The 22,799-nt window shown below is 30.1% G+C and carries 22 protein-coding genes; 7 read left to right on the top strand and 15 right to left on the bottom strand.

Annotated features, from left to right (window positions below; translation table 11 throughout):
• Nucleotides 1-8 precede the first annotated feature (8 nt).
• Nucleotides 9-1,190, bottom strand: a complete 1,182-nt coding sequence (locus ACEW8E_RS10520) for a response regulator (RefSeq protein WP_373480301.1) — start codon at nucleotides 1,188-1,190, stop codon at nucleotides 9-11.
• Between the two features lie 161 nt (nucleotides 1,191-1,351).
• On the opposite strand from ACEW8E_RS10520, the gene glyQ reads away from it, so the two are divergent.
• From glyQ to mscL, 3 genes are all read left to right on the top strand, one after another.
• Entirely contained in the window at nucleotides 1,352-2,254 is a 903-nt protein-coding gene (glyQ, locus tag ACEW8E_RS10515) for a glycine--tRNA ligase subunit alpha (RefSeq protein ID WP_373480300.1), read from the top strand.
• 70 nt (nucleotides 2,255-2,324) lie between these two features.
• Nucleotides 2,325-3,455, top strand: a complete 1,131-nt coding sequence (locus ACEW8E_RS10510) for a histidinol-phosphate transaminase (protein WP_373480299.1) — start codon at nucleotides 2,325-2,327, stop codon at nucleotides 3,453-3,455.
• A 52-nt stretch (nucleotides 3,456-3,507) separates the two neighbouring features.
• Nucleotides 3,508-3,957 (top strand): large conductance mechanosensitive channel protein MscL, encoded by a 450-nt coding sequence (gene mscL, locus ACEW8E_RS10505; protein WP_373480298.1) that lies wholly within the window; start codon nucleotides 3,508-3,510, stop codon nucleotides 3,955-3,957.
• A 154-nt stretch (nucleotides 3,958-4,111) separates the two neighbouring features.
• On the opposite strand, the gene ACEW8E_RS10500 is transcribed toward mscL, so the two are convergent.
• The gene (locus ACEW8E_RS10500) at nucleotides 4,112-4,753 is read right to left on the bottom strand and encodes a class I SAM-dependent methyltransferase (protein ID WP_373480297.1); all 642 of its coding nucleotides are present in this window, start codon (nucleotides 4,751-4,753) and stop codon (nucleotides 4,112-4,114) included.
• Between the two features lie 12 nt (nucleotides 4,754-4,765).
• Entirely contained in the window at nucleotides 4,766-5,059 is a 294-nt protein-coding gene (locus ACEW8E_RS10495; protein WP_373480296.1) for a hypothetical protein, read from the bottom strand.
• A gap of 373 nt (nucleotides 5,060-5,432) precedes the next feature.
• On the opposite strand from ACEW8E_RS10495, the gene menD reads away from it, so the two are divergent.
• Nucleotides 5,433-7,178 carry a 2-succinyl-5-enolpyruvyl-6-hydroxy-3-cyclohexene-1-carboxylic-acid synthase gene (gene menD / locus ACEW8E_RS10490; RefSeq protein ID WP_373480295.1) on the top strand — a complete coding sequence of 582 codons (1,746 nt, stop codon included), beginning with the start codon at nucleotides 5,433-5,435 and terminating at the stop codon, nucleotides 7,176-7,178.
• A gap of 71 nt (nucleotides 7,179-7,249) precedes the next feature.
• Here the strand turns inward: menD and ACEW8E_RS10485 are convergent, their stop codons facing one another.
• From ACEW8E_RS10485 to hmpF, 5 genes are all read right to left on the bottom strand, one after another.
• Nucleotides 7,250-8,680, bottom strand: a complete 1,431-nt coding sequence (locus ACEW8E_RS10485; protein ID WP_373480294.1) for a sensor histidine kinase — start codon at nucleotides 8,678-8,680, stop codon at nucleotides 7,250-7,252.
• A 120-nt stretch (nucleotides 8,681-8,800) separates the two neighbouring features.
• The gene (locus tag ACEW8E_RS10480) at nucleotides 8,801-10,402 is read right to left on the bottom strand and encodes an FHA domain-containing protein (RefSeq protein WP_373480293.1); all 1,602 of its coding nucleotides are present in this window, start codon (nucleotides 10,400-10,402) and stop codon (nucleotides 8,801-8,803) included.
• Between the two features lie 20 nt (nucleotides 10,403-10,422).
• A complete protein-coding gene (locus tag ACEW8E_RS10475; protein WP_373480292.1) occupies nucleotides 10,423-12,102 on the bottom strand; it encodes a transglutaminase family protein in 1,680 nt (559 codons plus the stop codon).
• 379 nt (nucleotides 12,103-12,481) lie between these two features.
• A complete protein-coding gene (locus tag ACEW8E_RS10470) occupies nucleotides 12,482-13,162 on the bottom strand; it encodes a hypothetical protein (protein WP_373480291.1) in 681 nt (226 codons plus the stop codon).
• 56 nt (nucleotides 13,163-13,218) lie between these two features.
• Nucleotides 13,219-14,814, bottom strand: coding sequence for a pilus motility taxis protein HmpF (gene hmpF, locus ACEW8E_RS10465; RefSeq protein ID WP_373480290.1), 1,596 nt, complete (start codon nucleotides 14,812-14,814; stop codon nucleotides 13,219-13,221).
• Nucleotides 14,815-15,074: 260 nt separating this feature from the next.
• Here hmpF and ACEW8E_RS10460 point away from each other — a divergent pair, with 260 nt between their 5' ends.
• Nucleotides 15,075-15,860 carry an ABC transporter ATP-binding protein gene (locus ACEW8E_RS10460; RefSeq protein ID WP_373480289.1) on the top strand — a complete coding sequence of 262 codons (786 nt, stop codon included), beginning with the start codon at nucleotides 15,075-15,077 and terminating at the stop codon, nucleotides 15,858-15,860.
• A gap of 28 nt (nucleotides 15,861-15,888) precedes the next feature.
• Here the strand turns inward: ACEW8E_RS10460 and ACEW8E_RS10455 are convergent, their stop codons facing one another.
• On the bottom strand, nucleotides 15,889-16,245 hold the full coding sequence (locus ACEW8E_RS10455) for a hypothetical protein (RefSeq protein WP_373480288.1): 357 nt from the start codon (nucleotides 16,243-16,245) through the stop codon (nucleotides 15,889-15,891).
• A gap of 262 nt (nucleotides 16,246-16,507) precedes the next feature.
• Between ACEW8E_RS10455 and ACEW8E_RS10450 the strand changes: the two genes are divergently transcribed.
• Together ACEW8E_RS10450 and ACEW8E_RS10445 are read left to right on the top strand one after the other, a co-directional pair.
• Nucleotides 16,508-17,152 (top strand): histidine phosphatase family protein, encoded by a 645-nt coding sequence (locus ACEW8E_RS10450; RefSeq protein ID WP_373480287.1) that lies wholly within the window; start codon nucleotides 16,508-16,510, stop codon nucleotides 17,150-17,152.
• 95 nt (nucleotides 17,153-17,247) lie between these two features.
• Nucleotides 17,248-17,934, top strand: a complete 687-nt coding sequence (locus ACEW8E_RS10445; protein WP_373480286.1) for a lysophospholipid acyltransferase family protein — start codon at nucleotides 17,248-17,250, stop codon at nucleotides 17,932-17,934.
• Between the two features lie 22 nt (nucleotides 17,935-17,956).
• On the opposite strand, the gene ACEW8E_RS10440 is transcribed toward ACEW8E_RS10445, so the two are convergent.
• From ACEW8E_RS10440 to ACEW8E_RS10415, 6 genes are all read right to left on the bottom strand, one after another.
• Nucleotides 17,957-18,118 (bottom strand): hypothetical protein, encoded by a 162-nt coding sequence (locus ACEW8E_RS10440; RefSeq protein WP_373480285.1) that lies wholly within the window; start codon nucleotides 18,116-18,118, stop codon nucleotides 17,957-17,959.
• 44 nt (nucleotides 18,119-18,162) lie between these two features.
• A complete protein-coding gene (locus ACEW8E_RS10435; RefSeq protein ID WP_373480284.1) occupies nucleotides 18,163-18,990 on the bottom strand; it encodes a CIA30 family protein in 828 nt (275 codons plus the stop codon).
• A 239-nt stretch (nucleotides 18,991-19,229) separates the two neighbouring features.
• The gene (pdhA, locus tag ACEW8E_RS10430; RefSeq protein ID WP_373480283.1) at nucleotides 19,230-20,258 is read right to left on the bottom strand and encodes a pyruvate dehydrogenase (acetyl-transferring) E1 component subunit alpha; all 1,029 of its coding nucleotides are present in this window, start codon (nucleotides 20,256-20,258) and stop codon (nucleotides 19,230-19,232) included.
• Between the two features lie 92 nt (nucleotides 20,259-20,350).
• Nucleotides 20,351-20,893, bottom strand: a complete 543-nt coding sequence (locus ACEW8E_RS10425; protein ID WP_373480282.1) for a rhodanese-like domain-containing protein — start codon at nucleotides 20,891-20,893, stop codon at nucleotides 20,351-20,353.
• Between the two features lie 25 nt (nucleotides 20,894-20,918).
• Nucleotides 20,919-21,386, bottom strand: a complete 468-nt coding sequence (locus ACEW8E_RS10420; protein WP_373480281.1) for a DUF2214 family protein — start codon at nucleotides 21,384-21,386, stop codon at nucleotides 20,919-20,921.
• Between the two features lie 465 nt (nucleotides 21,387-21,851).
• Nucleotides 21,852-22,688: an FkbM family methyltransferase gene (locus ACEW8E_RS10415; protein ID WP_373480280.1), complete on the bottom strand. Its 837-nt coding sequence runs from the start codon at nucleotides 22,686-22,688 to the stop codon at nucleotides 21,852-21,854.
• Nucleotides 22,689-22,799: the final 111 nt, after the last annotated feature.

Genomic DNA, 22,799 nt, shown 5'->3' with positions numbered 1-22,799 from the left:
AGTATTTATCAATTACTCAAATATTTATTAAGAATATTAGTTACATCTTCAGGTTTAATCGGTTTGGCGATAAAATCTGACGCACCTACCATTTTTGTACGCATTCTTTCAATCATACCGTCATTAGAAGTTACAATAATAATTGGTGTTTGGCGAAACATAGATAATTTTCTTAAACTGCCACAAATTTCATAACCATTGGTATTAGGCATAATCAAATCTAAAAAGATTAAATCGGGTTTAACTGCTAAAATTTTAGCAATGGCTTTGAGTGGTTCAGTAATACCAACAAATTGAAATCCTGCTTTTTTAACAATGGTTGCCATAGTTTCGCATATCATGGGGCTATCATCAATACAAGCAATTAAGGGACTTTTTTCATCGGGTTGAATTACTGTGGGGGGAGAAATAGGTGCGGGTAAATCCGCAACGGAAACTAAATCAATATAACCTTGTTGAATATAGGGTAATAATGAACTACTAAACTGACTTAAATCTCTTTTTAGTTGTATCGATAAATCTCGCAGGGTGTTTCTACCGTTAAATAATTTACTAAAAGCTGCATAGGTTTTCGGTGAAATACTTTCTTGTAACTTTTCTCCAGAGCGGATTACAGGGGCTTTATTAGGGGAGCGATCGCCAAGTCTAATACCAATCCAGCCTTGCCATTGTTGCCATGCAGGTACAATAACTTGATTAGCATCGAGAAGAAACATTTGTTCAGAGATAGGCACATTTACGGCATTATCAAGATGAAAAGTAATTTCCACAGTTTGATTAAGATCGAAGAAAATTTCACCAAGAATATTATTAACCATTTTAATAACGGATTCTCGATCAGCTTTACCATTTAAAAGCCAATTGCGTAATAACTCATATTCCCAACAAAACTTGATATTATCATGGGAAATAGATTGAATTTGTTGCTCTAAATACAAAGAATCTGTAGCGATGCTAGGAAGATAAGCAACTAAATTACGGCGCCATCGTCTAACGGAATGTTCTCCTCCTGTACCATAGATCAAACGTCCCATATAAAGATAAAAACGCCATTCTGTCCTACCCGGATAAACCAATTTGACTTCACCCGTAAATTGATGTTTTTTGAGGGTATTAAAAAGATAAGTTTGTTTTGATGCCACAAACCCCTTGATTGGCACACTATAGTTTTCTTTATTAGGCGTATCCATCAATGATAAATTAGAAGTAAGGTGGTAATCTTTGTTTAGATCATAATATAAAATTTACTAATTTTATGATTTATGCTTCGTTACTGTCATAGCAGTGATTTTATTTTAACTATTTTTGCTATATATTAAAGGTATATTTAAACATCTTAGTTTTATCGTTCATGAGTATTAATTTTCAAACTATTGTTGCCACTTTAAATAATTTTTGGAGTGAGAGAAACTGTCTAATAACTCAACCTTACGACACAGAAAAGGGTGCTGGTACAATGAATCATAATACCTTTTTACGAGCTATTGGACCTGAACCTTGGTCTGTAGCATATATAGAGCCTTGTAGAAGACCAACTGACGGGCGTTACGGAGAGAATCCGAATCGAGTACAACATTATTATCAATATCAAGTATTAATCAAACCTTCTCCTGAGAATATTCAAGAGATATATTTAGATTCATTAAAAGCGTTAGGAATCCGTCCTGAAGATCATGATATAAGATTTGTAGAAGATAACTGGGAATCTCCCACTCTTGGCGCTTGGGGTGTAGGTTGGGAAGTATGGTTAGATGGTATGGAAATTACTCAATTTACTTATTTTCAACAGTGTGGCGGTATTGACTGTCATCCAGTTTCCATTGAAATTACCTACGGTTTAGAAAGATTAGCTATGTATCTTCAAGATGTCGATAGTATTTATGAAATTCGGTGGAATAATCACATAAAATACGGCGATATTTTTCTTCAAGCAGAAATTGAGCAATGTACTTATAATTTTGAGGCTTCAAATCCTGATTTATTGTTTAAATTATTTAGTTTATATGAAGAAGAAGCTAAACAATTAATTGAAAAAAATCTGGTTTTACCTAGTTTAGATTATGTTTTAAAATGTTCTCATTGTTTTAATTTACTCGATGCTAGAGGAGTTATTGCGGTAACAGAAAGAACAAGATATATTGGTAGAATTCGTAATTTAGCTCGTCAAGTTGCCCACCAATATCTAACTCAAAGAGAATCTTTAAACTTTCCTTTAATCAAAGATAATTCAGCCAAAATTTTAGTTAATAATTAAGCAGTTTTATAACCATCATTCACCTTACCTTATAGATAAATCATACATTATTATTTGATTAGTAATAAAAATGACCAAATTAAAGTTACCTTTTATAAGAGAAGATTTATTAAATTTATCAGCTTATATTCCTACTCCTATCAGTGAAAATTATCAACAATTAACTCGTTTAGATGCTAACGAAAGTCCTTATAATTTACCATTAGAATTAAAAATAAAATTAGCTTCTTTTTATGAAGAAAAAATAGAAACGAATCGTTATCCTGATGGTAGTCATCTTAAGTTAAAAAATCTCATTGCTAATTATGTTAATGAAACGGTAAATTTACCCCAACTTATTGATAATCATAACATTTCCATTGGCAATGGTTCAGATGAGTTAATTCGCTCAATTTTAATTGCTACTTGTCTTAACAATAAAGGCAGTGTTTTAGTCGCTAATCCCACTTTTTCTATGTATGGAATTTTAGCTCAAAGTTTAGGAATTATTACCCATACTATTGCAAGAAATGACATTGATTTTTCTTGGAATTTAGACTTAGCTAATGAAGTAATTAATAACCAGAATAATCCTCCCGTAAAAGTTATTTTTATGGTGCATCCAAATTCCCCAACGGCTAACGTTTTAAATGCTGATGAAATTAAGTGGTTAAAAAATTTACCTTCAGATATTTTAGTAGTTATTGATGAGGCTTATTATGAGTTTAGTCAACAAACTTTAGTGTCAGAATTACCTAATCATTTTAATTGGTTAATTTTACGCACTTTTTCTAAGGCTTTTCGTTTAGCCGCTCATCGTGTTGGTTACGCTATAGCCTCTAGTGATATAATTAAGGTATTAGAAAAAATCCGTTTACCTTATAATTTACCGACATTTTCTCAACTTGCTACGGAATTAGTCTTAGAAAATCGAGACATAATTTTACCTTCTGTTAAAGAGGTAATGAAAGAAAAAGAAAGGGTTTATCAAGCATTAATTAAAAATCCTCTTTTTAAAGTATGGAAAAGCGATGCTAATTTTATTTATTTGCGATTAACTAATAATCCTACTTCTGAAAATCATAATTATTTTATGGAGCAATTAAAAGATAATAATATTATTATTAGACATACAGGCAATGGTTTAAGAATATCTATTGGCACTGTGGCAGAAAATGATTATTTATTAAGTAAAATAACAAAAATTACCGATAAAATCTAAAATAAATAAAGTAGGTAAATAATGTTGTTTAAATTTAGACAAAGTAAAATTAATGATAGCAAATAGAGGAAGAACTTTTTTAGCTGATTTTCGAGATTTTATCCTGCGCGGTAACGTCATTGATTTAGCCATTGCGGTGGTGATTGGCGGTGCATTTAATGGTATTGTTAATTCTTTAGTAGGAGATATTATTACCCCAGCTATTTTATCCCCAGCCATTAAAGCCGCAGGAGTAGATAAATTAGCAGATTTAAGTATTTCTGGTATTAAATATGGTTTGTTTTTGTCATCGGTTATCAATTTTCTAGTAATTGCTTTTTGTTTATTCTTAATCATTCGTAGTTTTGAAGCCATTAAACAAAAGTTAATTCGTCAACAGGAATTGCAAGATGCTGAAAATGCTGCTAGTCAAGCAGAAAAAGTTGACAAAGCAATCATTGCCCAAGAAAATTTAACTAAAGCTATAGAAACTTTAACGGAAGTTATCAATCAAAAGTCTTAATTGTCAGAATTAAACTCCATTTTCTCCCCATTTTTGAGACAATAAAAACTTTGCTCATTATTGGGGGATTCAAGGTTATATTTGACTTAGGGTTTGGGTAAAGGAATTAGAAGAAGATTAAAATAAATGGTTTTTACATAATACCTGATTAGCTTTATGATTGATCTTTGATGGATTTTTGTGCTTGAATTACTTGTAAACTACCACCACCATAGAGTTGAGTATCAAGAATACTAAAACCAGCGTTTGTGAGTTTATTGGCTAAATCCGTTTTTAATAACTGCCATGCGGTTTCCGTTTCAAATAACCACATAAAAACTGCTAGAGGTGGAATGAATAACAAATTTTGTGGTTGATGTAAATCGATAAAAGTAAAAATTCCCTTCGGTTTTAAGACTCTATATACTTCTTGGAAAATTTCTTCTAATTCTGTTGTCGTCATTTCATGTAAAGCGACGCTAGTGTGAATAAAGTCAAAGGAGTTATCGCTAAATGGCATTTTTTGAGCAAATCCTTCGATAAATTTCCCTTGGGGTACATTTTTTTTCGCTTTTTCTAAAGAAACTGTCGATATATCTAAACCCGTGACTTGTTGAGAATAGTTGATTAAAAATTTCGTAGTTTGCCCAGCACCACAACATAAATCTAGTATTTTACTATCAGGGAGAATGTCAAGATTTTTTAACGCCAATTGTCGAAACCTTTTTTCACCCCCAACGGGTATCGCCGCCAATGTTGCAATGGTATCATATAGCCATTGATATTTATAACTTAAAGGACGCAAAAATGTTGCCATTGTACAAAATATCTATAATTTAGTAGAAATTGATCGCAAAACATCAGGAATTAAAGTATCATCACTAAATTCTAACATAGTTTCTCGATAACCTAAATAGCCAGAGTTGGTAAAAAATAACAACATTCGACTCAATGCCACCCAAACTTCGGAAGCAAATTCCCAATTTCCATTCATCGGCGTATAATCACTGATAGATTTTAATGCCCAAAAATAATTATTCCGCACGATAGATTTTCCTTTTTGATATTGGGGTAAATCTTCTTTATCAATGTAAAGAATGTCATTTTCTATAAATGCTTTCATGTTTTTTCTGATGTTTAAAAATATTTTCTTAATTTTTATTCTTCTCTCTTAAAAATGCAAAGCCATAGAAAAGAGAAGAAGATTTGTTTATTTTTTTATCCATTACTTTAACCTTAAAATGATCATCGCAATAATGATAATAAATAGTAAACTTGAGTAAAAACCAAGAATAAGTTATGATGTTTCCTGTTTTTATAATTTTACTTATTAATTATTCTATAATACTATTTTTATATAACAAATGTAATTTAATTTATAAATTATTCAACATTTTCTTAATTTTTAAATTTTACTATAGCTAAAAGCTAATAACTAATACCTCTAAAAATATAACGTAAAAAAATTACTATATTAACTTAATTTAATTTTAAAAATGACCTTAGATTTTCGTAATATTAACACTCTTTGGAGTTCCATAATTGTTGAAACTTTAGCTAAATTAGGGTTAAAAAATGCTATAATAAGCCCGGGTTCAAGATCAACTCCTTTAACCCTTGCTTTTGCTCAAAATAATTTCATTAATTCTATACCTATTTTAGACGAAAGATCTGCTTCTTTTTTTGCTTTAGGATTAGCTAAAAAAAATAAAATTCCTACCGTTTTAATTTGTACTTCTGGCACAGCAGGAGCTAATTTTTATCCTGCTATTATTGAAGCTAAATATAGTAATATTCCTTTAATTATTTTAACAGCAGATCGTCCTCCTGAGCTAAGAAATTCCCATAGTGGGCAAACTATTAATCAAGTTAATTTATATGGTAATTATCCTAATTGGCACACAGAATTATCATTACCATCTAATGATTTAGAAAGATTATTTTATCTACGTCAAAATATTATTTATAGTTGGGAAAAATCTTGTTTTCCTTCTAGGGGAATTGTTCATATTAATATACCATTTAGAGAACCTCTTGCTCCTGTTTCTGAGTTAGAAATTAGTGAAGAAAAAAAAACTTTTATCTATCAACAATTATTTACTAATTTTACTCCTGTTAATCATAGTTTAAAAAAAAATCATCTGGATTTAAAGAAATATTTAAAATTATGGCAAAGTCACTCTAAAGGTATTATTATCGCTGGGATAGATTCTCCCGATAATCCTCAATTATACTCAGAAGCGATCGCCTTTTTATCTCAATCATTAAATTTTCCTGTGTTGGGAGAGGCTTTATCTCCCGTGAGAAATTTTAGTATTATAAATGAGCATTTAATTATTAACTATGATGTAATTTTAAGAAATCTTGAAAATGCAAATAATTTAATACCAGAAATAGTTATTTTATTTGGCGAATATCCCACCAGTAAACAATTAAGAAATTGGTTAAATGATCATAAAATTCCAACATATATTATTACCACCTCTGAGGATAATTTAGATGCTTTACATACTAACTCAATTCACCTGAGAATTAATCCAGAAAATTTTAGTAAATATTTGACAAATTTTGATAAAAAAGCTACTTCAAATTATCTTTATCAATGGTTAAAAATTGACGAAAAAATAACCATCAATCTCAATGAAATGATGAATGAAAAAGAAGAAATATTTGAAGCAAAAGTTGCTTGGATGTTATCTCAATATCTTCCTGAAAAAACCCCTATTTTTATCGCTAATAGTATGTCAGTGAGATATGCCGAATTTTTCTGGCAAAAAAATAATCGTCAAATACAAACTTATTTTAGTAGAGGTACAAATGGAATTGAAGGCACTTTATCGACAGCTTTAGGTATCGCTTACCAAAATAAACCCACTGTTTTATTAACAGGAGATTTAGCCCTTTTACATGATACCAATGGTTTTTTAATTAATCAATATTTAGAAGGAAGTTTAACGATTATTTTAATTAATAATAACGGCGGTGGAATTTTTGAAATGTTACCTATTGCTGATTGTCAACCTTTATTTGAAAAATATTTTGCAACTCCTCAATTAATAGATTTTACTAACTTAACCAAAACTTATAATGTTGATTATAAACTGATAAATAATTGGCAACAATTACAAAATTTATTAACTAATTTACCAGAAAAAGGTATAAATCTATGGGAAATAAAAACTAATCGAAAAAATGATACTATTTGGCTAAAAGATTATCTTTCATTCTTTATTGATAGTTAATTAAACAGTTTAATTTCTATAACTTTGATTTTAATAATTTTTCTCTTTTAGTAATTAATAAAAACTGAAATTTATACTGCTTGATTGATGCAGTTTTTGCTATTACCTAAAGGTAAAAATATGGTTAAAATTTCTCCTTTATCTTGTGTTTGTTTCATCGTTAATTTACCTCCTAAAGCATGAAAAATATTTTTAGTTACGTCATAACTTAAAGATAAACTACCTGTTTCTGGTTGAAATAATAATAGTTTACCTAAACATTTAACATGATCATTATTAAAATTAGATTCAGATAAAAACTGTAATTTTAATTGATTTCCAGCAGGTAAAATTAATACTTGAAAATTGCCTCCACTGGGTAAATTTCGGATAAATTTTTCCATCAACCCACCTAAAATTTGAGTTAAGATTGCAGGATCACTAACAATTTGTGGTAACTTGTGAGGTATAATAATATCGAGAATAATATTACGTCTTTGAGCTTGTTTTTTCCAAGTAGGAATTGTTTGATTTAAAATTTCTTCTAAGGAAGTAGAAATTAACTTTACTTGTTCTTGTTTTATCGGTTTTGACTCTAATTCTGCTGCCCTAAAAATCAACTCCATACGGTTAATTTGTTCGATACATTCTTGTTCAATTAATTCTAAATACTTAACTATATCTGGGGTTAATTTAGCTCTTTTTAATAATAATTTTGTAGTAGTTTTAATAGTAGTTAAAGGAGTTCTAATTTCGTGAGTTAATGCTTGTAATAATTCAAACTCTGGATAAGGTGGTAAAGGAGTTTTTTTGAGAGAAATACTTTGACTTTGACGAGGAATTTGATTAATTTCAACTAATTTTATTTTTTCTAATTCTTTCAATAAATAACGAGTAAATTGAGTAATTATTTTATAATTAGGATTAATAGAAATAAATTTATTAACTAATTTATCTAAATATTCCGTATGATAATTTTGACTGATAATCATTCTTTCTTTTAATAATAACCATACTTTTTTGATAATTTCTGGAGTAAAAGAAAATTGAAATTTTGAGTTATGATTTTTATCAATACTTTTGAGGATTAAACAAGTAAATTTACTTGTCAAAACTAAACAAAATTGCTCTTTATTTAAAATATCATTAATATCTAAAGATACATCGATAAAAGATAGTCGAGAAATAGGCTGAATTTTATTTTTAAAATCACAAGGCATTAATGCCATTTTTTCCCCATGAAAAGAAGAAAAAACCACTGTTTCTAACTGAGAAACTAATTTTACATCCTTCATCATGGGAGTCGGTGAAGAAATAACGATGCCTTGTATTAATTTATTTTCGTTTTTCTCAATCATGAGACTCAACAATTTTTCTAAAGAAGCTACTCCAGCATTCCATTCATGTTGCGATCTAATAATTGTATTGTGGTTGTCATCGGCGAAATTATCTAACTCATCATCCCAATTATCTTCTGCTAAAATATCACTTAATTTAATTTTTAAAACCTCAGATAAAATCATAATTTAATCATTAAAAATATTCCCCTCATGAAGAATTATCATAACCTGTTTATTAATCTTATAAAAGCGTTATAACCGAACAATAAAGATGTTGATTTCCTTTAAAATAGTAAAAAATCTTTAAATTTTCCATATCACAACATTTTTATCTTCTTTGATACTAATAAAACAACTTCCATCTAAACTAATCACGGTTAAACCAAAAAATTGAGAAGGAATATGAAAACTAAATAATTCTACTTCCGTATCCAAATTTATCAAACTAATTTTCTGATCTAGTTGACTAATACACAAAATTGATTCATTATTAGGATGGAACAGTAAACCTGTAATAGCTGATTTAAAATCTGTTTTAATACTTTTTTCTTCAATCTCTTTTTCTATACTCCATAACTTAATTAATTTATCACCACCACCACTAGCTATTAAGGCGTTATCATTACTTAAAGTAACAGCATTTATGCCCATTTTATGCCCAGCAAAAGACGCTATTTCTTTCTCTTCTTTTACACTCCATAACTTAACTAATTTATCACTTCCACCACTAGCTATTAAGGTGTTATCATTACTTAAAGTAACAGCATTTATGCCCATTTTATGCCCAGCAAAAGATGCTATTTCTTTCTCTTCTTTTACACTCCATAACTTAACTAATTTATCACTTCCACCACTAGCTATTAAGGCGTTATCATTACTTAAAGTGACAGCATTTATACCCATTTTATGCCCAGCAAAAGACGCTATTTCTTTCTCTTCTTTTACACTCCATAACTTAACTAATTTATCACTTCCACCACTAACTATTAAGGCGTTGTCATTACCACTACTAAAACTCAAACTTTGAATAGTATCAATTTTCGTATTGATATAGTTTATTTCTTGATAATTAATTAAATTCCAAATATTTTTCTCTAATAACGCTACACTATTAATAGTTTTTTTACTCTCAAAAATAGTATTTTTATCAACGTCTAAAGGTTTATTAATAACATCATTATTATTATCAATAATTTCTGTGGGTAAAATTTCTTTTTTAACTTCTTTCTCGACAATATCAACTTCACTTTTTTCATTAGAAATAATTTCAGTTTTGCTTATTTCTTGAGTTTGTTCTGATAAAATTTCAGTATTATTATCTTCGGTATTTATCTCTAAAATTTCTTCGTGAATTGTTACTTTTTTTTCTGCTATATCATCAGATTTAGTCGTGGAATTTATCTCAACATTAGACTCTAAAATATAAACACTATTCTCTATTACTTTTTCTTCTATGATTTCCTCTATAATCTCGTCATTATCTTTGACATCATTGTCTTTCTCACTAGGTATTTCTAAAATAGTAGTTTCATTTTCGGAAATTTCTACTAACACCGTGGGATTCAAAATTTCTGTTTCAAATATAAATTGAGGGCCTTTTAACCCTAACATAATAACATCGCCAGAATGTAAAATATAAGAATTTTTAATCTTTTCTCCATTAACTAATGTACCATTAGTATTACTAACATCCGTCACTTGCCAATAAATCTTATCCCCTTCAGAAACTAACTCAATTTGAGCATGAAAACGAGAAACCGTTACAAATTCTTGTGGATTTAAAACTACTTGACATTCGGGAGAACGACCTAGTAAATTAATCTCCTTAGTAGAAAGAATATAATCCCTATCTAATCCAGATTTTGAAGATATTAAACGTAAACTACCAGAAGAATAATTACTCATTATTTGATTATCAATATTTATTACTCAGGATGCAATTCTTTTAGTATAGTAAAAGAAACATGATTAATGGCTAATTGACCAATAGAAGTTTTTTCTTTACTTATAGGTACACCTTCACTCATTAAAGTCTCAAAAGGTACATCTTTTGCCATTTCAACATGATACCATGATAATCCCATAAAAAATCTAGTGGGATAAGGGCCGCCATCATCTAAATCATCAGGATTAGACTCCATAGGCAACCAGCCAATACTAGGTAAATAAAACTCCATCCAAACATGATTAAAATCTGGGGTTAAAGGCAATCCAAAATTTAATACTTTTAAAGGACATTTATATCTTCCGACTGTGCGACAAGCAATTCCATTTAACCGTGATAAAGCTAATAATAACCCTAAATATTCACCACAAGAACCAACACCACGTTTTAAAACAATATCAGGGGTATCAATATGAGGTTTAATGCCATAACTGAGATGATCATAAACATAATTACGAATGTTATACATTTTTCTTAAAATGTTCGTTTCTGTACCTCTAGCTTCTTCCGCACCCTTTAAAATAATATCTGTATTCATAGATAAATTATCATCATCTAACAAATACTTAGTTTCTTCCTCCGCCGATAAAGGAGGTAAACTCTCACAATCACGAGGCTTAAGTTGATATTTTATACTCCATACTTCTAAAATTACTCGCCATCCAAAAACAAAACGCTTGGAGGAGGTAAACTCAGGAAACTTAAATAAAGCTACCTTATGCCCATTATAATCTTCTTCCACATAAGGCAACCCCACTGCTTCAATACTTTTGATTTTTTGTCTATCACTTTCTGTGGGTAAGGCAATTCGCCATTCTAAATCCTTCAATTTAATCGAATTTAAAGGAGAAATTTCCTCCAGATAACTCATCTCTAACAGAAATCCATTAGACAAAGTATATTTATTCTCCTCATCATATTTAAAATATAAAGGATGAATAAAAGTACGATCACGATATAATAATTCATGATTAGGTTCAGCATTGGGATTATCTCGAATATAAGGCTCTTGATCACTATAAGCTATATATAAAATATCTTGATTTGTTTCTTGATCATGATAAAAACTTAAAGCACTAGGATATTCAAAAGGAGTTAACATATGATATTTAACTTTTCCTGTTACCTTATCCAAACAATAAACTGTTTGCTCTAAATTATCACATAACCAAATTTCTTCACCTTTTACCGTAATATTTTCATTGCCGATACCAGGGGCATAAAACTTTGTAATAACTTCTCCAGTTTTAGAATAAACTAAGATATGACCCATTTTTTCACAAGTAATATAAATAGTATTTTCCCAAATAGCAATACCATTGCCTGTATAGGATAAGTTAAAGCAAAATCTAGGAGAAGAAGTCACTGTAGCCATCCCCTCTTGCCATTCAATTAAACAACAAAAAACGCTATCCCGACTAATAAACCAAACTTCATTATCCGTAACACATAAACCTTTCGCACCGATAAAATCTTGCCAACAGGAATTATTAATTATCCTCGTAACACTATTCAAAGGATTAATTTGTAATAAATAACCATTTCGAGAATCAATAGCAAAAAGAGTTTCATTTTTAAAAGCAATTCCATCAAGAGAAGTAGCAATAATCGGGCGGATTGTAGAGTAAGTCTTGTTTTCGGTATGAGAATTTGAATTCATGGCTCGAATTAATTCCTTGAGTGCAATAATAATAACTAACTGAAATTATGTATGTTAATCTAAAATATAGAAGAGAAAATTATACATAAGCTAATCAATCATATCGTAACTATTAGCAGACAATAACAAAATACAGTCTTGATAATTTGCTTATAGTGAACATTTAAGGAAAATCTTATGGTATTTTAGTTTAAGGAAAGAATATCGTATTTAGGCAGGTTTTAGGTTTAATACCCTCGAAATCAGGTTGCTATGAATAATAATTACAAAAAAATTTTATGGAGAGAATCGTCTCAAAAGTGTTGAGTTTTTGAATAAATATTGTTAAAACTGCGCATTTTTTTTGCCTTTGACGAAGTAAACAAACAATTAATTTTGCCTACGGCATCCACTCAAAACCAATACTAATTTGAGAGTCATTTTGTTTGATAGAATTTTGCCAACCAATTTCTGTGGATAAACGTATATTTTTAGTTAAAGCATATCCTACATTTATTTCTGTAATACCAACTTCTTCTTTACTATTAGGAGAAACAAAACTTTGGGTTAAAAAAATATCCGCCGCACCTTGAGGTGAAAGAATCAACGCAAATTTTACTCCCACATTTAAACCGTCTGTATTATAACCATTGGTTTCTATATATTTATATCCTACCATGGGAGCTATATTAATGTAGTTTCCTAATGGTAAAACATAATATTGTAGATTACCAGATAAACTTATTCGATTATCTTTAGAAGAATTACTTATATCTGTACTATATTTTGCACTAAAAGTTAAGGGAGTATTACCAATAAAAAAATCTTCTACCCCTATAAAAACACCACCAATATTATTATTAGAAGGAAATTGAGTGTAACCAAAACGGTATCTAGTGCGAAAACTAGGTTGATAAAGAATTTTAGCACCTACATCAGGAATTTCTTGTATCCATTCTTGAATCACAGGACTATTTTCGATAATAGCAGGATCTAGATCAAATTCTTGACTTTTTTCAGGAATATTAATCTCTTCCGCCATACCCTTTGTAATCACTAAGGTTAAGTTAATTACTGTCAATAAAATAAATAGACATTGATGAATTGCATTCACAGAAAATTAATGAGGTAAAAAGATTAAAACATTGATTGTAGTTGATGAAAACCATGACCGAATTTTTGAGTTAATTGTTCCAAAGATTGTAAATGATTTCGGATAATATTCACTTGTTCTTGAATAGGATGTAATAATTGTTCTAAAAGGTTAATTTGAGCTTGAGTTTGAGTAACTTCACCATATAAATTTAACCATTTATCTTCTTCGTGTTTCAATTGTGCTTGTTTGTGAGAATATTGTTGTTGCTGCTCAGAAACATGAGCCTCAATGTGATGATTACTTTGACGCAAAGCATTAATTTCAGCATTGAGCTTATCTTTTTGTTGTTGCATTAATTTCTGTTGCGTTTCAATTTCTGCTAAAACGGGACGTAGATTAATGGTATCAGAAAAATCAAGATCAATTATTCCTTTACGACGACTAAAAATCCTGAGATGTTGATTGAGCATTTTTTGTTGTCTTTTGAGAGTTCGTCTTTGTCCGACTAATGTCTCATTTAATAATTTCATAGCTTCTTGAGAATCGGCTAATTCTGTTTCTAAACTGAATTTTTCTACGTCACTAGCTTGATTAAGTTTAGCTTGAATTTGTTTAACATCATCGCTTTGTAAAGTTAATTCTTCTTCCTGTAAATTAACGAAATTAACCAGTTTAGCCGTTTCTTGTTGAATCTGATTAACAGTATCTTCTAATTTACCTAAAGGCATACTTTCTAAAGCACTAAAATCTATTTCAATATCTTCGCTATCATCAGCTAAAAATGAAACTTCTAAATCAAGGCGACTGAGACTTTCTAAATTTAAGTTTAATTGCCCTAAAGAATATTCCTTTTCTGCTAATAAAATTTGATCAGATTGTAAACCAGTTAAGGCTTTTTGTAAGTTATTTTGCTGAGTTTCCATATCTTGACGAAGTTGCTCAATATAGTGTTTCTTGCCGTCTAATTCCTGTTGTTTTTGTTGTAATGTACTTTTATGAGCTTCTAATTGTTGCCAATAATTATTTAATACGTTTTGTTGATTATTCAGCCCTGCAAAAGCCTGATGTAAATTTTCAGGATTAAAACCACTCTCACCAATGTCTGACAATATATTTTGTAATTTTCCCTTAATTTCCCCTTGATTAGTCTGATTATCTACTAATCTTCTTTGTTCTTCTCTAAGTTGCTCCCATGCTCCATTTAACTTATTTTTTTCTTCTTCTAATTTGACTAATTCTTCCTGTTGTTGTTGTAATATTTGCTGTTGTTGATCAAGCTCTGCTTGTCGGCGCCCAATTTCTTCTCCTTGTATTTTTAAAGAAGTTTTCCATTCTTCTATTTCTTCTTCTTGAGATTTGGACTTTTCTAAAGTGCGGGAAAAATGACGTAAATAATTAACAATACGAGAACCAGCCAATTCTGGTGTACCCTGAAGTTGTTTATTGTTATCTAAGTTGATAATGTAAAGAGTTCCTTTTCCTGTTTGATCTGCGATAAGATCCGTAGCAATAATATCTTCTCCTCCTAAGGTATTCCAAGTTTGATCAACACCTTGAGAAGCCAAGAGTTTTAACTCAGTTTTATAGCCACCAACAAATCCTCTATTTTGATTTTTTACTTCTGCCAGATATAACACAAATCTTAATCCCTTTATGGTTAATCTTTAAATACTGCTTATTCTAATGATAAATGATAATAGAATAGAAATTTATTTTGCCACTAAAATACTCAATTAATTCTGTGCAAAATAAGCAACAGTATTATTTTAACCTTTTTTTTCAGAAACACTAAATTTTATTATTAACCAATTTGATTGATTTATTGTCTTATCCGATCTAGCTTCTGCTATATTTAAAGATTGCTATATAGAAAAATAATCATTTCCTTAGTCAAAACATGGAGCAAAATAATCATTCTATATCCAGAAATTTTATTTTAGAAGCCGTTAATTTATCTAAAAGTTTTGGAGGCTTAAAAGCTGTAAATAATGCTAATCTTCAAGTCCAACATAACAGCATTACTGGATTAATTGGCCCTAATGGAGCAGGAAAAAGTACTTTATTTAATTTATTATCTAATTTTCTCAAAGCTGACACAGGGAAAGTATTATTTGAAGGAAAACCTGTACAAGATTTACCTCCTCATCAAATCGCTACTCTAGGTTTTATTCGCACTTTTCAGGTTGCGAGGGTTTTATCTCGTTTAACGGTATTAGAGAATATGTTATTAGCTACTCAAAATCAAACAGGAGAACATTTATTTTCCGTCATCTTACATCAGGGTAAAATTCGCCTACAAGAAAAGGAAAATCGAGAAAAAGCCATGACTATTTTAGAATCGGTTGGATTGGCTCAAAAAGCCTATGATTATGCTGGAGCGTTATCTGGAGGGCAACGTAAGCTATTAGAAATGGCTAGAACTTTAATGACTAATCCTAAATTAATTTTACTAGATGAACCTGCTGCTGGAGTTAATCCTACTTTAATTAATCAAATTTGTGAACATATTATTAACTGGAATAAGCAGGGTATTTCTTTTCTAATTATTGAACATAATATGGATGTAATCATGTCTTTATGTAGTCATGTTTGGGTATTAGCTGAGGGGACAAATTTAGCTGATGGTACTCCTTTAGAAATACAAAACAATTCTCAAGTTTTAAATGCTTATTTGGGTGAGTAAAACCTATTATACTTGTAACTATTTAACTTTATTTATGAGTAATTCTAATTTTGGACATCATTTCAGGTACTTTGTGAGGATGCCATGAAGAGTTCGCTTTAAGAAGAATGCGATGGCGATAAAAATTTAAAGTCTCGAATAAACATCCGACAACAGCACAAGTAGCGGCAATTGTCAATATCCCTATACTACCAGAACCTTCTCCAAAAACCGCTAAAAAATTCCAAATTTGCTCATAGATATTCTCTGCCCATACATTAGTAAAGGGAACGTAAGACACTAGGGCAAAACTTCCTAAGATTAAGGTGAAAAATACTACGGGAGCGGCAAAACTAACTAAGGTAGTTAATAATAGAGAAAAGAAGAAAGATAACCATATATTCATTGTTTTAACTCCTCAACTGGAGTTCTAAGATAAATGTTAAAAAATTTTAATATTCATAAAACCTTGTTTTTTTTAACTATCTTTAGAGTAATAGGAAAATCTCGATTTGTCATCATTTTGTCAAGAATCTTAAAAAAACATTAAAAAACTTGTCAATATAACCTTAATAGTGTATATGAAAGTTTATTTTGCTTTACATAACATTATCATTGTTGATAAATCAAACAAAGATGTCATTTAATTTGAATAAATATAAAGATTCATGTCTTCTAAGGTTTTAATTGCTAGACACGGAAATAGATTCGATTTTGTTTATCCACAGTGGTTTAATACGGCTGTAAGACGTTATGATCCTCCTTTGTCAGAAGATGGAATTATTCAGTCGTCAGAATTAGCAGAGAGGTTAAAATGTGAGAATATTGATCATATTATCGCTTCACCCTTTTTACGCACCATTCAAACAGCACATCCTGTGGCACAACTACTTAATTTACCGATAAAGTTAGAAGCAGGTTTAGGAGAATGGCATAATCCTGATTGGATGACGGAAAAACCTCAAATTCATCCCCGAAAAGAATTAGATTATATCTATGATTATATTGACTGGAGTTATACCTCTCAAATTATTCCGATTTATCCTGAAACCGAAGCAATGGTTTTAGAAAGAATGGAAAAAGTTACACAGTTATTAATAAAACAATTTAGTGGTAATTTATTATTAATTGGTCATGGAATTTCTGTACTTGGTATCATTAGAAGTTTATTAAAAAATAATATTGACATAAAAGCCTCTTTATGCTCCCTTACCATTTTAGTTAATAACGGTCATTATTGGCAATTAGAGTTAGAAGCGGATACTTCACATTTAACAAATTCTCAGAAAAAATCATTTTTCATTAAAGAATAATTGACAGATTAAAAAGTGTCACTAGAGATAAAAATTCAACGGCAATTAGTTTTAAGCTATAAATAGAATAAAACACAAATTTTTGCACAAATATTATGATGATTAAATCACCAATAAGTCACCATGAAAGTCATATTACTTCACATATTTCTCCTTTTCTGATTCAATTAGTTTATCCTTTAACTACTAAATTAATTTTTCCTTTTTTCTTTAAAGAAATTACCATTATTGGTAAGGAAAATGTACCTAAAAATGGCGGATTAATTATTGCGCCTACTCATCGCTCTCGCTGGGATGCTTTAATAGTTCCTTATGCTACAGGAAAATTGGTTAGCGGTAGAAATCCTCATTTTATGGTGTCGGCTAACGAAATGAAAGGTATTCAAGGTTGGGTTATCAGAAGTTTAGGTGGTTTTCCTGTTAATACGGATAAACCGGGTTTAGATAGTTTACGTCATAGTTTTGATTTGTTGTGTCAGGAGGAGATGGTGGTTATTTTCCCTGAAGGTAATATCTTTCGTACAGATGAAGTGCAACCTTTGAAAAGAGGTGTTGCCAAAATTGCTTTAGAGGTAGAAATCACGAATCCTGAAGTTGAAGTCAAAATTTTACCCGTCAGTATTAAATATAGTCAACCTATACCTAGTCGTGGCTGTAGCGTTACAGTTACCCTTGGTGAATGTTTGAAAGTTAGGGAATATCAAGGCAAATCTACCAGAGAGAATAGTTTGATTTTAACGGCTGATTTAACTAAATCTCTCCAAAAAATTCACGAGAATTAATAATTTACTAAAAATTTATGCCCTAATTTTGATAAAATATTTTTTCGATTAATCCATAGGATTTATATTCTTTTATTAAAATGGCGATCGCATCGTTTAATTGTACATCTAAATCGCCTTCTTGAATATCAATAATTAGCTTATAAATTAACTCGAAAATAACTCGATTTTGTTTATCTATCATGACAAATTCGCCATTTTTTGTATAGTTAAGTTTTGACAAATAATTTAACTAAGTTTTCCATAAACTTTAATATTTTCAATTTCTAAAGAAAATCCTCCTGCTTCAAAATGAGGATTATAACCGCCGTCATATTCAAATTTACTTAACATTAATTGTAAAGAATAGACTTTATTAGAATCAAATTTTGGTGCATCTTTTAAAGTTTTAGCACGGAATACGGGGATTAATTCATCAAAAGGAATATCAACGGTTATCCACTGATTATCAATGGTATCGAAAGAATAACAATAACTAATACCATCCCATTTGCTTTCACATCGACTAATAAATTTATATCTTTTACCATCGCCTTTAACTTTTAAGCGAATGCCTTGATAAGGGGATAAATCCCATTCAGGGATAAAATTTTTACTTCTCACGGAAACAAAACCACCGTTATTATTAGTAGAAACAATGCCCGTAAAAATCGCTTTATTATCCCTTAAAATTAAATTACTGCTACTAACTCCCCCCATTACGACATCATCTACTGCGCCCCAAATAGTACGCAAGTTATCATTAGCGATGGTAAAATCAAATAAAATCATTTCGCCAATTTGTAAATTATTATTCATGAATTCTCTTAATTTATCTATGCCATTTTGAGGGAAAAAAATCACTTCATTAACTCTTTCAAATAATGAAGAAAGAAGTATATCTTTATCTAAATCCATAACCATAATTTCTGTTAAAGGAGAAGAAAAAGCGGTATTAGGGGAAGACGTAATAATTCTTAAAGGGGTGTTTTTCTTTTGTAAAGAATCGATGGTTTCTTGGGCTAAATTACTGTTATCATCAGCAATTAAAGTTATATTAATCATTAATGAAGGCATATTTTTTGAGTTAAATAACTTTAGGAAACAAGAAGGAATTGGAAATACATTAAAATAAACTAAAGTATCCCAAAGACGTTTTAATTCCATGATATTTTTAATATTATAAATAGATAATTTATTTTGTTTATCTACCTATAGTATAGGATAAAAAAAATATAATTTTTAAAGGTTTTTGCATACCATAAAATCAGTAAAATATCAAGTAAAATTGTTAATTGTTAATTAGATTTTATTAATTAATCTTCGGCGAAAATATAACGATATAATTCGCTAGGATCAGGTTCTGGACTAGCTTCTGCAAATTCTACTGCTTCGTCAATATTCTGTTGTACTTTTTTATCAATAGCGTCTAATTCTCCTTGAGAAACGATGTTATTTTCTGTTAAATAAGTAGCGAATTTTTTGATAGGATCTCTAGCATTCCAAAATTCTTTTTCGGCTGGATCTCTTAATTCATCAGGATCTGCTAAAGAATGACCCCGGAAACGATAGGTTAAGGCTTCGATTAATGTTGGTCCTTCTCCCGCCCTAGCTCGTGCGATCGCCTTTTGTGCGACATCTCGTACAGCTAATAAATCCATGCCGTCAACCTCATAGCCTTCCATGTTAAAAACACTGGCTTTTTTATAGATTTCGATTTGAGAAGTAGCACGTTCATGTTCCATACCGATCGCCCACTTATTATTTTCGACGACATAAAGAATGGGTAATTTCCACAAGGCAGCCATATTTAAACATTCAAAAAATTGACCATTATTACTAGCACCATCACCGAAAAAACACACTGTAACTTGATCAAAATCTTCTCCTAAAGCCTTTTTGCGATACATACTTTGATAAGCTGTACCAGTAGCAACGGGGATACCTTCAGCCACAAAAGCATAACCACCGAGTAATTTATGCGCAGCAGAGAACATGTGCATTGAACCGCCACGACCTTTACTACAACCTGTTACTTTGCCGAAAAGTTCTGCCATAACTTCTGTGGGAGGCACACCACTACTTAAAGCATGAACATGATCTCGGTAAGTGCTACAAACATAATCTTGATCAGGACATAAAGATTTAACAATACCGCTAGAAACCGCTTCTTGTCCGTTATAAAGGTGAACAAAACCAAACATTCTACCACGATAATACATTTCAGCACACTTATCTTCAAATAAGCGCCCTAAAACCATATCTTCATAGTAAATTAAACTTTCTTCTTTAGAGATTTTAACGGTAGAATGGTCAAATTTGGGGAGAGTTCTTTCTTGAGCCATAGTAATTTTTTTAGTTATTCATAAATCATTATTAAGTATCAGTGAATAATAATCAATTTTTTCCGTGAAGATATGTTATTTCGAGGACAATTTTATTCTAATAATTCCCCAGCCGCCTTCCATCCTTCAATACTAGGAGGAAAACCTTTAACGTTGTCATAACCAAGCATTTGTAAAGCCATAACACCCATAGCAGTACGATAACCCGTCGAGCAATAAAGTATTACGGGACGATTTTTAGGAATTTCTTGAAGATGATCTGTTAATGTTCTGATGGGGATATTAATTGCTTGTTTTATATGCCCTGAATCATATTCATTTTTCTCCCTGACATCCACTAATAAAGCCTGTTTTTCTTTGGTTAAAGTCTTAATAGCATTAACTTGTCTAATGGTATAGTAATCCGAAGGAATAGAGGAGAGAAAATTTTTTACAGAGGGTAAAGCTAAATTTTGATAAACCAAATCTACAGGAGAGTCAGGGTTTTTGTCACTAACCATCTCTAATAGTCCGTTATTACCACTGGGAGTAACAAAAGCAATAACTGGATTTACTTCTAAACGAGTACAACCATAAAATAAAATACTTAGTAACAAAACGAATAGGAGTTTTATCATGGGTTTATTTGTGGGCATTGCCCACCCTACTTTTAGAGAATATTTATGACGAAAACCATTGTGTACCGATTCCTCTAGCCATCATTGATGCTAATAAAGGGATAAGAGTAAATCCACATAATTCCACAATAATAATATACTTTAATCTTTTATATTTATTGAGTGTTATTTCTGGAGGTTTTTCCTGTGTTAGAGATTTAATCCAACCTAAAAAAGAAATAGTGGGATATAAAGATAATGTACCTACCACTAAAAATACAGCCATTTTCATCCAAAAAACTGGTTGATTCATATAATAAGCTGTTTCTTTACCGTAATATAAAACCCTTAAAATTCCTGTACCTAATACTGTCAATGCTGCGATACCATAAGCAGTATCAGCCCATAAAATTCTCCAAGCGTCTTTTAAGGTTAATTCTTCCTTAAGGGTAAAAAATTCTGTTATTAAAGTTGCAAAAATAACACCTAAACTTAAATAATGAAAATAGGCGGTAATGGCACTAGCCCACATAAAATTTTCTTATGGATTTTAATTAATTATGAATTTTAATATCATTTTATAGTTAAATAACAGTATAGTCAATTATTTTTGTTTTAAAATCTTACTTAAGTTGGTTAGTTTACATCTAAGTAAGTAGAATAGTGAAGATAGACAACAGGAAACTTTGAGAGTTTTAGTTGCCTGTACAAATTATCAATAATGTGCAATAACGATATTTCGTTATTTGAAATAATTAGTAGTAACTATAGAATATTTGGTAATCATAAAAGATAGTTCTAAAAATGACCTTATAATGTTGGAAAAGTCATACTGATATTTAAGGATTTTTCTCAATGCGTAAGTTCTATGTATTAATAATTATTTACCTTAATCTGTAAATTAGTCAAAGAAGCTAAAACCTAACATAAACAGTTAAGACTAAATTACAAGTATAAGATTTAATGAGTTCAAGGCAAATACGAGAAATTATGATAACTATAATGAATTTATCTTCAATATATTACGACATAAATCTCTAAAATACTTACGACGTTCTGTCGGTACAGCAAAATAATTAGTTGTTCGTCTAGGGTAAAAATGGGATTCGATGAATCCTTCTAAACTTAAAGACGATCCATCATGTGCCATTCTATTAGGTATAATTAATTGATAATCTAAATTGATAAAAAAATTAAAAAGATCTTCTTTTGTGTAACCTAAACCATCATTTTTTTGAGGACCACTTTCAAACATTATTATTGGTCTATTATCCATAATAACTCGTTTCCCTCCTATTAATACTCCTAGTTCTGCACCTTCAACATCTATTTTGATTACGTCAATCAGTTCGGAAGATATAATATTATCTAATGTTGTTAATTTAACTTTTATTTCTACTAAATTTTTATTATCATTATCTAATGATTGTCCTAAAGAACTATATCCAGATTTTATCGTATTAATGTAAAATAAAACTTCTTTTTCTAATTCTCCTAATGCACAATTATATATCTTAACGGAAGGGAATTTACTTTGTAGTTTTTTTGCTTTGGCTGGTATTGGTTCTACCCCGATGACAGTTACACGAGTATCATAATCAAGAACATCTGATATTACTGAACCGATATGTGATCCGATGTCCAGAAAAACTTTATCAGATTTACAAAGTTTTGTTATTAAAAATGTTGCCATTTGATCATTGATTATAGTTCCTATACTTTCTGGATTTTTAAAGAATATAGAAAATACATCATAAAAATTACGTAAATTATTTGCTAATTTCCCGATAAATGTACTAAGAATAGATTGTTTTAGGGTTTCAGTATTTAACATTTTATATTTTTAAAACTAAAAAGGATAATAAAGTTTTGAATTATCAAAGAAAAATTATTGACTAATGGAAAATTGTTAGTTTTCAGCAACATGGATAATTTTCTGTCTTAA

This window comes from Geminocystis sp. (assembly GCF_041753295.1).
GTDB lineage: Bacteria > Cyanobacteriota > Cyanobacteriia > Cyanobacteriales > Cyanobacteriaceae > Geminocystis.
Note: the sequence above shows the minus strand (reverse complement) of the source record. Positions and strands in the feature narration are given on the sequence as shown.

Excerpts from the sequence above, each read along its gene's own strand:
- ACEW8E_RS10510 (WP_373480299.1), top strand. The coding sequence starts at position 2,325 with ATGACCAAATTAAAGTTACCTTTTATAAGAGAAGATTTATTAAATTTA.
- ACEW8E_RS10480 (WP_373480293.1), bottom strand. The coding sequence starts at position 10,402 with ATGAGTAATTATTCTTCTGGTAGTTTACGTTTAATATCTTCAAAATCT.
- ACEW8E_RS10520 (WP_373480301.1), bottom strand. The coding sequence starts at position 1,190 with ATGGATACGCCTAATAAAGAAAACTATAGTGTGCCAATCAAGGGGTTT.
- ACEW8E_RS10415 (WP_373480280.1), bottom strand. The coding sequence starts at position 22,688 with ATGTTAAATACTGAAACCCTAAAACAATCTATTCTTAGTACATTTATC.
- ACEW8E_RS10440 (WP_373480285.1), bottom strand. The coding sequence starts at position 18,118 with ATGATAGATAAACAAAATCGAGTTATTTTCGAGTTAATTTATAAGCTA.
- ACEW8E_RS10455 (WP_373480288.1), bottom strand. The coding sequence starts at position 16,245 with ATGAATATATGGTTATCTTTCTTCTTTTCTCTATTATTAACTACCTTA.
- mscL (WP_373480298.1), top strand. The coding sequence starts at position 3,508 with ATGATAGCAAATAGAGGAAGAACTTTTTTAGCTGATTTTCGAGATTTT.
- ACEW8E_RS10435 (WP_373480284.1), bottom strand. The coding sequence starts at position 18,990 with ATGCCTTCATTAATGATTAATATAACTTTAATTGCTGATGATAACAGT.
- glyQ (WP_373480300.1), top strand. The coding sequence starts at position 1,352 with ATGAGTATTAATTTTCAAACTATTGTTGCCACTTTAAATAATTTTTGG.
- ACEW8E_RS10475 (WP_373480292.1), bottom strand. The coding sequence starts at position 12,102 with ATGAATTCAAATTCTCATACCGAAAACAAGACTTACTCTACAATCCGC.
- ACEW8E_RS10420 (WP_373480281.1), bottom strand. The coding sequence starts at position 21,386 with ATGTGGGCTAGTGCCATTACCGCCTATTTTCATTATTTAAGTTTAGGT.
- ACEW8E_RS10450 (WP_373480287.1), top strand. The coding sequence starts at position 16,508 with ATGTCTTCTAAGGTTTTAATTGCTAGACACGGAAATAGATTCGATTTT.
- ACEW8E_RS10485 (WP_373480294.1), bottom strand. The coding sequence starts at position 8,680 with ATGATTTTATCTGAGGTTTTAAAAATTAAATTAAGTGATATTTTAGCA.
- menD (WP_373480295.1), top strand. The coding sequence starts at position 5,433 with ATGACCTTAGATTTTCGTAATATTAACACTCTTTGGAGTTCCATAATT.
- ACEW8E_RS10500 (WP_373480297.1), bottom strand. The coding sequence starts at position 4,753 with ATGGCAACATTTTTGCGTCCTTTAAGTTATAAATATCAATGGCTATAT.
- pdhA (WP_373480283.1), bottom strand. The coding sequence starts at position 20,258 with ATGGCTCAAGAAAGAACTCTCCCCAAATTTGACCATTCTACCGTTAAA.
- ACEW8E_RS10460 (WP_373480289.1), top strand. The coding sequence starts at position 15,075 with ATGGAGCAAAATAATCATTCTATATCCAGAAATTTTATTTTAGAAGCC.
- ACEW8E_RS10425 (WP_373480282.1), bottom strand. The coding sequence starts at position 20,893 with ATGCCCACAAATAAACCCATGATAAAACTCCTATTCGTTTTGTTACTA.
- ACEW8E_RS10495 (WP_373480296.1), bottom strand. The coding sequence starts at position 5,059 with ATGAAAGCATTTATAGAAAATGACATTCTTTACATTGATAAAGAAGAT.
- ACEW8E_RS10445 (WP_373480286.1), top strand. The coding sequence starts at position 17,248 with ATGATGATTAAATCACCAATAAGTCACCATGAAAGTCATATTACTTCA.